Annotated in this window: 12 protein-coding genes; 5 read left to right on the forward strand and 7 right to left on the reverse strand. The window is 41.1% G+C overall.

Annotated elements, in window-relative coordinates:
• Positions 1-44: 44 nt before the first annotated feature.
• Complete coding sequence (locus J3U74_RS08220; RefSeq protein WP_267329162.1) at positions 45-1,394, forward strand: MmgE/PrpD family protein; 1,350 nt, start codon at positions 45-47, stop codon at positions 1,392-1,394.
• Between the two features lie 55 nt (positions 1,395-1,449).
• On the opposite strand, the gene J3U74_RS08225 is transcribed toward J3U74_RS08220, so the two are convergent.
• The 5 genes from J3U74_RS08225 to purB are packed head-to-tail and all read right to left on the reverse strand — an operon-like array spanning position 1,450 to position 5,547.
• Entirely contained in the window at positions 1,450-2,202 is a 753-nt protein-coding gene (locus tag J3U74_RS08225) for an amino acid ABC transporter ATP-binding protein (RefSeq protein ID WP_267329161.1), read from the reverse strand.
• 12 nt (positions 2,203-2,214) lie between these two features.
• Positions 2,215-2,886 carry an amino acid ABC transporter permease gene (locus J3U74_RS08230; RefSeq protein ID WP_267329160.1) on the reverse strand — a complete coding sequence of 224 codons (672 nt, stop codon included), beginning with the start codon at positions 2,884-2,886 and terminating at the stop codon, positions 2,215-2,217.
• The gene (locus tag J3U74_RS08235; RefSeq protein ID WP_220218263.1) at positions 2,883-3,668 is read right to left on the reverse strand and encodes an amino acid ABC transporter substrate-binding protein; all 786 of its coding nucleotides are present in this window, start codon (positions 3,666-3,668) and stop codon (positions 2,883-2,885) included. The genes J3U74_RS08230 and J3U74_RS08235 overlap by 4 nt, the downstream gene beginning before the upstream one ends.
• The gene (locus tag J3U74_RS08240; RefSeq protein ID WP_267329159.1) at positions 3,656-4,189 is read right to left on the reverse strand and encodes a GNAT family N-acetyltransferase; all 534 of its coding nucleotides are present in this window, start codon (positions 4,187-4,189) and stop codon (positions 3,656-3,658) included. The genes J3U74_RS08235 and J3U74_RS08240 overlap by 13 nt, the downstream gene beginning before the upstream one ends.
• Positions 4,186-5,547, reverse strand: coding sequence for an adenylosuccinate lyase (gene purB, locus J3U74_RS08245; RefSeq protein WP_267329158.1), 1,362 nt, complete (start codon positions 5,545-5,547; stop codon positions 4,186-4,188). Before purB ends, J3U74_RS08240 begins: the two co-directional genes overlap by 4 nt.
• Before the next feature lie 827 nt (positions 5,548-6,374).
• Between purB and J3U74_RS08250 the strand changes: the two genes are divergently transcribed.
• Positions 6,375-6,593: a hypothetical protein gene (locus J3U74_RS08250; RefSeq protein WP_267346932.1), complete on the forward strand. Its 219-nt coding sequence runs from the start codon at positions 6,375-6,377 to the stop codon at positions 6,591-6,593.
• Positions 6,594-6,789: 196 nt separating this feature from the next.
• Here J3U74_RS08250 and J3U74_RS08255 read toward each other — a convergent pair whose 3' ends face one another.
• Positions 6,790-7,965 (reverse strand): aromatic amino acid transaminase, encoded by a 1,176-nt coding sequence (locus tag J3U74_RS08255; protein WP_220218260.1) that lies wholly within the window; start codon positions 7,963-7,965, stop codon positions 6,790-6,792.
• A gap of 108 nt (positions 7,966-8,073) precedes the next feature.
• Entirely contained in the window at positions 8,074-8,613 is a 540-nt protein-coding gene (syd, locus tag J3U74_RS08260) for a SecY-interacting protein (RefSeq protein WP_220218259.1), read from the reverse strand.
• A gap of 262 nt (positions 8,614-8,875) precedes the next feature.
• On the opposite strand from syd, the gene J3U74_RS08265 reads away from it, so the two are divergent.
• From J3U74_RS08265 to rne, 3 genes are all read left to right on the forward strand, one after another.
• Positions 8,876-9,079, forward strand: a complete 204-nt coding sequence (locus tag J3U74_RS08265) for a hypothetical protein (RefSeq protein ID WP_267346931.1) — start codon at positions 8,876-8,878, stop codon at positions 9,077-9,079.
• 316 nt (positions 9,080-9,395) lie between these two features.
• Complete coding sequence (locus tag J3U74_RS08270) at positions 9,396-9,536, forward strand: hypothetical protein (protein WP_267346930.1); 141 nt, start codon at positions 9,396-9,398, stop codon at positions 9,534-9,536.
• Positions 9,537-10,324: 788 nt separating this feature from the next.
• Positions 10,325-13,090, forward strand: a complete 2,766-nt coding sequence (gene rne / locus J3U74_RS08275; RefSeq protein ID WP_267329048.1) for a ribonuclease E — start codon at positions 10,325-10,327, stop codon at positions 13,088-13,090.
• Positions 13,091-13,152 lie beyond the last annotated feature (62 nt).

A 13,152-nucleotide genomic window follows, 5' to 3' on the forward strand; every position in this document is an offset into this window, starting at 1 on the left:
TATTAAAAATATAAGCAGCCATTAACCCATGACGAGAACAGTCCATGAATTTAACTCAACAATTAGCGCAGATTATCGAACAGACACCAGTAATCAGTGATCGCATTGTTATCCGTCGAGCCATTGCTGGCGTTACTGACTATTTTGCCAGTAGCTTACAAGCGCATAATGATGCAGATGCGCAAAAATTGCTGGCGTGGTTAACCGATGAAGGCGGGCATCAACGAGCATGGCTGGTTGGTCGTAAGCAGTTAGCGACCGCTCGTCAAGCGGCGCTGTTTAATGGTTTTCAAGCGCACTGTCTGGATTATGATGATGTCCATGCCGATGTACGAGGTCACCCTTCAGCCGTCATTTTATCTGCACTATTTGCCAGTGTACGGTTAGATAAACCACCAACAAATATTGACGGTCGGCGCTTTTTAACCGCCTATGTGATCGGGATTGAAGTTATGGCATTGTTGGGAAAAAGTGTCAATCCCTACCATTATGAAAAAGGTTGGCATGCGACGGCCACTTTAGGCGGCATTGCCGCAACAGTCGCCATTTGCTACTTATATCAAGAACCTTTTTTAACCGAAGCTTTTGCTTTAGCAGCCACTCAAGCCGCCGGCATGCGCTTGTTAATGGGGACACCGATTAAGTTTTTACATGCCGGGCTAGCCGCTCAACAAGCATTGCAAACCGTTGAATGGTTAAGAGCGGGTTTGACTGCCGATCAAAATTTTTTAGATGAAAACCTCGGTTTTTTAGCTATTTATGGGCAGAATAATGAGCAATTGACCTTACAACAATGGGCAAAACCGTGGAAAATCGTTGAGCCTGGGCTATGGTTTAAAACCTACTCTTATTGTTCAGCGGCTGCTTACATTGCCGATGCCGGACAATTACTTTATCAGCAACAATTTAAGCCGGATAACATTGCCAACATTACCCTCTGTTTTGCGCCACCGAAAAGCGATGCGGCGTTAATTTACCAATCCCCGACAACCGGTGAGCAGGGGCGGTTTTCCGCAGAATATATTTTAGCCTTGACGCTGCTGGGTTATCCACTTGATTTTGAACGTTTTTCCCCTGAGCCGATTGCTGACAATATTGTGTCGTTAATGCAAAAAATGCAACGCCATTATCAAACGGTAAATACCTGTCATAAGCCCTCAAATCGCTATGTGGTTGTTGAAATCGAATTTTTGTCCGGCAATAAGCTTTCACAGCGGATTGATTTTCCAAAAGGATCACCACAAAATCCTTATACCAGTGAGCAGATGCGCTTAAAACTACTGCAAGCAGTCGGGGATGAGCAAAAAACCGATAATTTATTGGCCGATATTGAACAACTGGCAAATGGATTAAGTTTAGATCAATTTTTACAGCGCCATTGGTTGACGCTGTAATCAAGCTCGGTTTTTACCTCAGTTGGCGGTTAATTAACTGCGGTTAAACAGTTAACTAAATTTGAAAATCGATATCATCCGTTAATTGCCGTAAAAAGCGTTGGGTTAAGGCATTTTGGGGATTGTCGATAATTGATTTTGCTAAGCCTTCCTCAACAATAATGCCGTTAGCCATAAAGATAATCCGATCGGCCACATATTTAGCAAACTCCATTTCGTGCGTCACAATAATCATTGTGATATTTTCTTTAGCAAGTTGCAGCATCACTTGTAACACCTCGTGCACCCGCTCCGGATCGAGTGCGGAGGTTGGCTCATCAAATAACAACACTTTCGGTCTGACTGCCAGCGCTCTGGCGATAGCAATGCGTTGTTGTTGCCCGCCGGATAACGTGATCGGATATTGATTGGCATAATCAACCATGCCCACCCTTTCAAGTAACCACAGCCCTCGTTGCATCGCCTGTTTCTTATCCATTTTTTGGCCAACAATTAACGGATAAGTAATGTTTTCTAACGCCGTTTTATTTTTGAACAAGTTATAGTGTTGAAACACCATTGCCGACTGTTTACGCAATTCGGTCTCTTGCCTGTGATTATAGTGCTGACAATCAAGCGTCACCTCGCCAATTTGGATAATGCCGCTATCGGGTTTTTCTAATAAATTTAAGCAACGCAATAAGGTGGATTTTCCCGAACCTGACGGACCAATAATTGCCACCACTTCACCTTGTTTTACATTTAGGTTAATTTCTTTTAATACTGGATTATTGGCAAACCTTTTTGATAGCTCTGATACCTTAATCATAATCCGCCTCCTTTAACGATGATATGGCTTAGTCAGTTTTCGTTCTAACTGCTTTTGTAGCCAGGAATAAGCGACCACAGTAAGCCAATAGACAATACCCACCGCTAAATAGGTTTCAAAATAGAGAAAAGAGTTGGCCGTTAACATCTTCCCTGCGGCAAGTAACTCTTGCACACCGACAAAAAAAGCTACTGATGAATCTTTAAGTAACGAGATAAACATATTACCGGTATTGGGCAGGGCGTTAACCATTGCTTGTGGCAATATTATGCCTCGATAAACTTGAAAGATAGTTAAACCCGATGTCAACCCCGCCTCTTTCTGACCGATATCGACCGATGCCAAACCTGCCCGAAAGATTTCGGCTAAATAGGCTGAATATTTTAGGCTAAAGCAGATAATGGCCGCCGTAGTTGCGCCCATTTGCTTTAATACCGGAAAGATTTGCGGTAATCCGTAATAGATAATAAACAGTAACACGACCGACGGTATACCACGAAATAGCGAAATAAACAGCGAAAAAATCGCATCAACAATCATTATCTTGTTATTACGCAACAGGGCGATAGCCAATCCTAAAACAATGGCAAATGATATTGAGACTATCGCAATAAAAAGCGTGACCGGCAAATACGGTAATATCTGTCCAAACACGCCAAAAAAATAGTCTATATTAAAATTCATGAGGTAATATCTTCGCCAAAATATTTAATCGATAGATTTTTCAAGGTGCCATTAGCACGTAACTTTTCTAAAGCTTGATTAAATTTTTCACGCAGCGCCTGACCTTTCTCATCTTTACTAAATGGGAACGCCACTTGTTCGATAGTGATTGGATCACCGACTAATTTAAACGGTAAATTTTTGCGTTTGATTTCGGCCAGTAAAATCGGTTTAGAATTCACATAACCGTCAACACGCTGATATTCCGTATCATACATCGCTCCGTCCCTTGTTTCGTAAGTTTTAATGGTGATCTCATTATTCGGGAAGGCTTTTTTCAGATTGTTAATGTGATTTGACCCTAAAACGCCGGCAATAGTTTTGCCGTTAAAGTCGGGCAGAGTGTTAATGGTTTGATTATCTTTATGTGTCACAATTTGGCTACCATAAAAGCTGTAAGCATTGGAAAAATCATACTTAGCTTGACGGGCTGGTGTAATGGCAACGGCATTGGCAATGGTATCTAATCGCCCCGAATCAAACTGCCCCATTAAGCCACCAAATTCAGCAATCACCCATTCAACTTGATAGCCTAACTCGTTGGCAATGGCTTGTGTTACTTCCACATCAAAACCAACTAATTTATCATCCTGCTTATAACCATTAGGATAACTTTGACCGGTTGAACCGACTTTAATAACGGTCTTTTCGGGGGCTTGAGTTTTCGATTGGTTATCGCATGCCGTTAATAAGGTTAAGCTAGCGATTAACGCTGCTGAACATAGGGTTTTTATGGTTTGCATACTTTGGTACTCCTGTTTTGCCATTCGCTGTAGCTTTGATGATTAAATATTTTTTCAAAATAGATAGTGGTGTGATCAGCGGTTAAATCGGCTTGACCAATTTCATGGTAGCCTTTTTTAATATAAATCTGTGCTAACCATGGGTGATTTGCCGCTGTGCCGAGGGTGACGGCGGGTAACTTTAGCTGGTTAATTAAAATCTGCTTTTCAACAAATTCCCATAACGCATTGCCAAAACCTTGTCCTTTATAGTGCTGACAAGTTGCAAACCAACCTAAATGCGGTAACCCATAAGGCCCGGGATTATTGCCCCACGGAAAACGGATGCTTAATGTTGAAACTAATTGCCCCTGTTTTTCATAAACATAAACGGCATTTGAATCAATATGCCGGGCGATTTGTTCTGGCGTGACCGTTGCGGCAGCGAAATGGATCCCTAATTGCGTGGTAGCTTGATAGGCATCATGTAACAGCCGTTGATAAGCAGGAATATCGGCGTGGGTGATCAGGCGAACGCTCATGCTAATACTCCACTTTGCTCAGCATAATCGATAACCTGATCGACTTTTTCCGGTGCCAAACCAAGATAGTTAATTGGGTCGAGCCAGCTATCAAGTTCGGCTTCGCTAAATTCCTGATTTAAATTTGGATCGGCCAGTAACACGGTTTTAAACGGTTGATTTTGCTCAAACGCTCGCATCGCACATTGATAAACCAAATGATGTGCAGTCTGCTTGCCTAGCCGTTTACCTATTTCAAACATCACTTTTTCTGACAGCAGTAAGCCATTTTGTAGAGATAAATTGGCTAACATACGATCGGCATTGACTTTCAAACCTTTAAGCACCGCTAACGCTGTTTGTAATTGTGCTGAAATATAGAGGTTAATTTCTGGCAGGGCGATCCACTCCGCTCGCCAACTCATGGCGTCACGTTCATGTTCAACTTTCATCGATTCATGGATCAATGCCACACTTTTTAATAAAGGCGCAGTTAAACTGGCAAGGCCTTCTAAAGCTGCGGGATTGCGTTTATGAGGCATGGTGGTTGAACCGATTTTACCGTCAGAAAACGGCTCTTCCACTTCATTAATTTCAGTGCGCATTAAGTTATAAAACTCATTGCCAATTTTGCCTAAACTGCCGCTGATAAGTGCAATGACTGAGGCATATTCGGAAAAGCGATCACGTGCTGCTTGCCAGCCAATATTGGGGGTATTAAGTCCTAGTCGAGATAAAGCACGTTCTTCAACTTGCGATCCCAGTTTACCAATTGAGGCATAAGTACAAATTGCGCCACTGATATTCCCCACCAGCACCCGTTGTTTGATTTCGTTTAACCGCTGTAGATGACGGACAAACTCATCAAGCCAGACTGCCAGCTTAAAACCAAAGGTCGTCGGTAACGCTTGCATACCATGGGTGCGCCCAACCATTGGTAGATATTGATACTGTTTGGCTAAACGTTTTAACTCAAGAGCGACCAGCTTGGTATCACGTTCAATAATGGAAAAAGATTGTTTTAACTGCAACACCGTTGCGGTATCGACAATATCTTGAGTGGTTGCGCCATAATGGATAAACTGACCGGCTTGACCAACTTGCTGTTGAAGGGCGTTAATGGTAGACATTAACGAGTGCTTAGCTTTAGCCGCTTGTTCGGCAATTTCTTCAAGGGATAATTGAGCGGCATTGGCTTTACTCACAATGGTTTTTGCTACATCGACAGGAATAACACCTAATTCACCTTGCGCTTGTGCTAACGCAACTTCCACCTCAACTTGCTTTTCTAAGCGATTTTGTTCCGACCAAACCGCTCGCATTTCACTGGTGCCAAAGTTATTACCTAAAACTAAAAAATCTAAAATATGTGAAGCCACCCAACAATCCTCAATAATTCTTGTTATCCTTTTGCACAATTATTAATAATTATCGAGGTATCGTCTAATAACCAGTTTGCCTATGGATATAACTAAATGGAATATTCTAAACATTAACGAAGGGATCTGTTTAAAAAGCCAACTAATCCCTGGCGGAAAGCTTAAAAAAGTTAGTGTCCGTCAAAAATTTTCAGAAAATATAGGCGTTTAAGCAAAAAAACAAACCGCTGACATGAACTTTCAGAAAACACCCATGTTTCGGTAAAAAAACAAAAGTTTTAGATATTTCCAAAATATCCCAAAACCCATACCGTTACCTTTCCCAAAAGCAAACAAATGCACCAGACCGCACCTTCACAAAGCGCCGACAACTGAGCGAGGCGCTGCTTTGTCCGGAACAAATCAGCGCCGGTGCGTTAAGACCGAACGAAGGCGGAGGGCAGTCGAAGACCGCTTTGGGTGGTGCTGCGAGGGGGTTATTAGGGGGATTTCGCAAAAAATCCCCCTATTCGGACGCAGACACCAAAATGAAAATATCAACCAATTAACAGCGTCCGAAACTCGCAGATCAAAAACCTGCAACTTTCAAAGAAAGTATAAACCTTGTCAAAAAGTTTCAGAAAATATAGGCGTTTAAGCAAAAAACACAAATCACCGACAAGAACTTTCAGAAAATGTATACGTTTAAGTATAAAAACAAAATTTTAAGATATTGTTTAAAATATCCAAATTCCCATGCCGTTACCTTTCCCAAAAGCAAACAAGTGCACCAGATTGCACCTTCACAAAGCGCCGACAACTGAGAGAGGTTAGCACGCCAAACAGGGATGTTTGGCGGGGCGCTGCTTTGTCCGGAACAAATCAGCGCCGGTGCGTTAAGACCGAACGAAGGCGGAGGGCAGTCGAAGACCGCTTTGGGTGGTGCTGCGAGGGGGTATAGGGGGATTTCGCATAAAATCCCCCTATTCGGACGCAGACACCATAATGAAAATATCGACAGATTAACAGCGTCCGAAACCTGCGGACTAAAAACCCGCAATTTTTAAAGAAATAAAAACCTTGTCAAGAAGTTTCAGAAAACATAGGTGTTTAAGCAAAAAACACAAATCACCGACAAGAACTTTCAGAAAACATATACGTTTAAGTATAAAACCAGTATGGTTTTAAACTATAACGCCTCTTAAAGGATGTGATCTTCACGGCTTGATAACATCAAAATATTATCAAGCCACTGGCTACGGTTTATAATACATCAACGATCGATTCACAAAGTCTGGACATATTATCCAGCGTCATACCGGCAACATTAATACGTCCGGAATTTACAATGTAAATCCCATAATTATCACGTAATTTCAGTACTTGTTCTTCACTCAGTCCGCTAAAAGAAAACATACCGTTTTGTTTTGCAATAAAACTAAAGTCTTGATTGGCACCTTTATCTTGCAGTGTTTTGACAAACAGTTGTCGCATACGGTGTATACGTTGGCGCATGCTGGTTAATTCGTCGATCCACTCTTCTTTTAGTTCATCATTGTTTAAAATATAAGAGACAATTTTAGCGCCATGTGCCGGTGGATTAGAGTAATTGGCTCGAATAATTGTTTTAACTTGACTAAAGCTACGATCGGCAATTTCAGCATCAGCAGCAATTAAGGTAAATGCGCCAACCCGTTCATTGTAAAGTCCAAAGTTTTTCGAATATGAGCTGGCAATCAACAGTTCAGGATGATGATTGGCAAAAAGTCGTAATCCATAGACATCTTCTTCAATCCCTTGTCCAAATCCTTGATAAGCTAAATCAAATAGCGGTAGCCAGCCATTTTTTAGCGCTAGCTCAGAGATAGCTTGCCACTGCTCTGGTGTAGGGTCGATGCCGGTTGGATTATGGCAACAACCATGAAATAGTACCGCTTCACCAGCGGTGACAAGGTTTAAATCTTCCATTAATCCGGCAAAATCAAGTCCATGATTTTGTGCATCGTAATAACGGTATTCACGCACTTCAAGTCCGGCGGTTTGGAAAACACTGCGATGATTAGGCCATGAAGGGTTGCTTACCCAGATGCGTTTTACTTTTGTGCGGCGTGATAAAAAGTCCGCCATAATGCGTAAAGCGCCTGTTCCGCCGGGTGCCTGGGCGGTACGTGCTCGCTCCATTTCACTGCCGAAAAGCAGTTTTTGAGTTGCAAGGTTGAATAGAGGGACGCCATCAATAGGCAAATAACTTTTTGTTGTTTCTTCGTCTAATAATAGACGTTCTGCCTTTTTCACACTCTCTAAAATAGGTGTTTTGGTGGTTTCATCTTTATAAACCCCAACGCTAAGATTTATTTTGTTGGTACGTTCATCACTGTTGTAGAGATCCGCTAGTCCTAAAATGGGATCAGCTGGTGCTTGGAGTAAATATTCAAACATAATTCACCTATTTCCTTTAATGACTCTCAACGCATTATAAACACATTATTTTGTACTTTACAATTTCGTTAATGATGTTAAACCGATAAATAATTTTTAGGGGTCAACTTACGCTGCTGGCAAAACGGTTAACTTATTGAGAAAACAAGTTAAATTTTCTGCCAATGGGCGCACTTCACCGCTAATTAGGTCTTCAATTACCACTTCGCCAGTTAGGTTATTTAATGCCACAATTTCGGTACTTTCATCGGTAGCGGCAATAAATATTGTCGGTAATCGTCTTAATTTTTTTTGTTGCAATAAATGGGCGATTATATTTTGTTCAAGATTAGAGAAGTCATCATCATTCCACGCTTGGAGCAACACTAAATTTGTTTGTTCAAATTTTGCAGACATATTGCCGGCATATTGCGTGCCATAAAAAATATGGGCACTTTGTTGAAGGGTAATGCCGACCAGTTGTTCGGCAATAGCTAACGTTTTTGCCGGCTGTAGTAAAAAAGGTTGCCAGTAAACCGCTAGCTGCTCTGTTTTGATTATGCAAGGTGAAGGTATGGCATGCAACTCTTCACTTTTAGGGGCGTTGTCAAACTGCTTTATCCAGCGTGTGGTAAAATCAATTAAGGCTTTTTTTTCAGGAACACTCATTAACAATCTAAATCTCTTTTATTGCTATATTATTGTTGTATTATACTGATTGTGTTGCGATATACACGATAATCTTTCTCGCATCATGATAAAGTGCACCAAAATGTCAAGAAGTTTCAGAAAACATAGGTGTTTAAGCAAAAACACAACCCCTTGACAAGAACTTTCAGAAAATACCTATGTTTAAGTATAAAAACAAAAGTTTAAGATATTTCCAAAATATTCCCAAACCCTAATCCTTACCTTCCACAAAAGCAAACAAGTGCACCAGACCGCACCTTCACAAAGCGCCGACAACGGAGAGAGGTTAGCACGCCAAATAGGGATGTTTGGCGAGGCGCTGCTTTGTCCGGAACAAATCAGCACCGGTGCGTTAAGACCGAACGAAGGCGGAGGGCAGTCGAAGACCGCTTTGGGTGGTGCTGCGAGGGGGTTATTAGGGGGATTTCGCATAAAATCCCACTAATTCAGACGCAGACACCGTAATGAAAATATCAACCAATCAACAGCGTCCGAAACCTGCAAACCAAAAAACCGCAACTTTTAACGAAATAAAAACCTTGTCAAAAAGTTTCAGAAAACATAGGTGTTTAAGCAAAAATACAACCCCTTGACAAGAACTTTCAGAAAATACCCATGTTTAAGTATAAAAACAAAAGTTTAAGATATTTCCAAAATATTCCCAAACCCTAATCCTTATCTTCCACAAAAGCAAACAAGTGCACCAGACCGCACCTTCACAAAGCGCCGACAACTGAGAGAGGTTAGCACGCCAAACAGGGATGTTTGGCGAGGCGCTGCTTTGTCCGGAACAAATCAGCGCCGGTGCGTTAAGACCGAACGAAGGCGGAGGGCAGTCGAAGACCGCTTTGGGTGGTGCTGCGAGGGGGTTATTAGGGGGATTTCGCATAAAATCCCCCTAATTCGGACGCAGACACCATAATGAAAATATCAACCGATCAACAACGTCCGAAACCTGCAAACCAAAAAACCGCAACTTTTAACGAAATAAAAACCTTGTCAAAAAGTTTCAGAAAATATAGGTGTTTAAGCAAAAAACACAAAATCTTGACAAGAATTTTCAGAAAACACCTGTGTTTCAGTATAAAACTACCGATATAGAAAATATATTGTCAATATTATCAATAGTATCTTGGCAAAATTAAAAAAAGATTGGCTAACTGTCGATAAAATAGCAAGTTTAATTTACTTGCTATCCTTCGCTGAAACGTGAATAATAAGCGGGGATAATTTTATCCGTGTAATGCAGCAATGGCGTTAGACATTACAATTTATCAAAAAATAAAATAGCGTAAGTAGAATTATTATAATTAAATAATATGTTTATTTTAAACAATCATATAAAGATTTAATTGGTTTGCCAAAAGTCGCTTACAAACCGAAGTTTGCAAATTAATCATAGCAATAATATCAATAGTAATAAGTTTAATGGTGTTGACAAATTGCACCAATCTTTTGAATTAAAAGTTAGTTTTTGCAACCATTAGTTCTAAAGTGAAGTATCGTATTGATATTGTTTGCGTTATACAGGATTCACATAAAATAATAACAAAAATAACACAAATAAAATAATGAATGCCGTATACGAGAATATTTAGTCAGTAGCATTATTTATCATTGTTAAAATAAGCATTTATTAATAATAAAATCCTACCTACAATTAATTAAGATTAATTAAGAGTGTAGAATAATGAAAAGAATGCTGATCAACGCAACCCAGCAAGAAGAGCTGCGTGTTGCCCTTGTTGATGGCCAACGCTTGTATGATTTAGATATCGAAAGTCTTGGACATGAGCAAAAAAAAGCCAATATATACAAAGGTAAAATCACTAAAATCAATCCAAGTTTAGAAGCCGCTTTTGTCTCTTATGGTGGTGAGCGAGATGGTTTCCTACCGTTAAAAGAGATCGCTGAAAGTTATTTCCCGTCTAATATTTCTGGTCGTCGTAGTATTAAACATTTACAAGAAGGTCAGGAAGTTTTAATTCAAATTGAAAAAGAGATTCGAGGCAAAAAAGGGGCGGCATTAACAACCTATATTAGCCTTGCCGGTAGTTATCTTGTTTTAATGCCAAACGATCCACGTGCCGGCGGTGTATCACGCCGTATTGAAGGTGAAGATCGTGATGATTTAAAACGTATCATTGATGCCTTAGAAAAGCCAAAAGGTATGGGCGTTATCGCTAGAACAGCTGGTGTGGGCAAAAGTCAGGAAGAGTTACAACAAGATTTAAATGCACTGGTTACCTATTGGACAGCCATTCAAAACGAAGCTAAAAATCACCCGGCACCGAGTTTGATTCATAAAGAAAGTGATATTATCACCCGTGCATTTCGTGATTATTTACGTGATGATGTTGGTGATATTTTAATCGATAATCCGAAAGTGCTCGAAATTGCTAAAAAACGTTTAGTTGATTTAGGGCGGGTTGAGTATGTTAATCGTCTTAAATTGTATGACGGTGATGTGCCTTTATTTAACCATTTCCAAATTGAAGGGCAAATTGAATCGGCTTTCCAACGTGAAGTCAGGTTACCTTCTGGTGGTTCGATTGTGATTGATGCAACTGAAGCATTAACTGCAATTGATATTAACTCCGCTAAATCAATTCGGGGGAGTGATATTGAAGAGACCGCATTTAATACTAACTTAGAAGCGGCAGAAGAGATTGCCCGCCAGTTACGTTTACGTGACTTAGGTGGCTTAATTGTTATCGACTTTATCGATATGACGCCGGTACGTAATCAACGTGAAGTTGAAAACCGCTTAAAAGAGGCGATGAAAACCGATAGAGCAAGAATACAAACAACCCGTATTTCTCGCTTTGGTTTACTTGAGATGTCTCGCCAGCGATTAAGCCCGTCGTTACGTGAAGCAACGCATCATATTTGTCCTCGTTGTCAAGGTACAGGTACGGTACGTGATAACAACTCATTATCGCTCTCGATTCTTCGTTTAATTCAAGAAGAAGCGATGAAAGATAATACTGTTCAAATCGATGTGATTGTGCCGGTGCCGATCGCCAGTTACTTGCTGAACGAAAAAAGACGAGCCATTACCAATATTGAAAGAATGCATCCGGATGTCAAAATCGTCATTGCCGCTGATGAAGAAATGGAAACACCGCTTTATAAAGTGATCCGTAAGCGTACCGGCGAAGAAACTGATGTGTTAAGTTACAATCTACCGAAATTGATTCGTGAACTTGAAGACGAAGAAGAAGAGCAAGTTGCCGAAGTTGTGGTTGAACAAGCGGTCTTATCCGGTCCTAAAGTTGAAGCGTGTGGTACCGGCAAAGCGAATAACGAGCCGAAGGTTGAAAAATCGACCGGTTTATTTGGTGGTCTGTTTAGCAAAATTCGTAACCTGTTTGTTGCGAAAAAACCGGAGCCGGAACCAGAAGTTAAACCGAAACCGACCCGTAAACGTGATAACCAACGTTCGAATAATCGTCGACGTAACAACAAAAATAATCATACAGCGAACAATAGCAATAATGCCGCGAGCGATGAAGTAAAAGAGACAACTCGTAGCAATAATCGTCGCAGTAAACAAAATAATAATGCGAACAACAATGCTAATGCTAATAACAATGCCAATAACAATGTTAAAGCAGAAAAAACCGTTAATGAAGCGCCGCAACCGAAGGTTAAAGAGGTTAAACCAAGACGTCAGCAACGTGCATTAACCAAAAGTGTTCGGGTAAAAAATAGCGAAGCTGCCGCACCTGCTCAGCAAGAGCGTGTTGTTATTCCGTCGTTATTATTACCGGTAATTGTGCGTGATGAGACTCAAGCGGCCGCATCGGACGCTCAACCTAAACGCCAACGTCGTACATCCCGTCATTTACGTATGAATGGGCCACGTAATAAGCGTCGGTTGAAAAATAATGAGCTGAAAACCTCACCAATGCCATTACCATTTGCTGCGGCATCGTTAGAGTTGGCTTTGGGTCGGGTTGCTATTGACTACAGTCAAGTGGTCAGCCAAACTCAATCCAATACACCAACACGAGTTGTGATCCCTTCACTCTTATTACCGGTTATTGTTAAACCGGAAGATGAAGTGAGTAGCAATGGGGATGCTGTTGAGCAAACAGTTGAGGTAAGTGAAGCGGTTGCGCCGCAAACAACAAAAAGCGTTGTGGCAAGTGAGCAAAAGTCTGAGCAACAAGTACCGCAACAACTCGAACTGGTATCAGAGCCTGAGCAAGAAGCGGCAACTGAAACTAAAATTGAAACTGAGCAAACGACTGACACCACGCATTCATCAACCGGTAGCGCCTCTTCAGCAATGACCAAAGCGCCAGCGCCTGATTATGTTGTCAGTGAAGCAGAAATAAAATCACGACAAGAGTCAGATTATAATTATGCCGGTAAAGGGAATGCTGGTGGTTTAAGTGCTCAAGACCATGCTTATGCCGCCGCAGGCAAACCAATGGTATCGGATGACTAATCGATACTTCATCTAAAATAACGGTGATAATCTTCACCGTTATTTTATCAATCACTAAAGCG

The organism is Gilliamella sp. B3892 (genome assembly GCF_026536305.1).
Lineage (GTDB): Bacteria > Pseudomonadota > Gammaproteobacteria > Enterobacterales > Orbaceae > Gilliamella.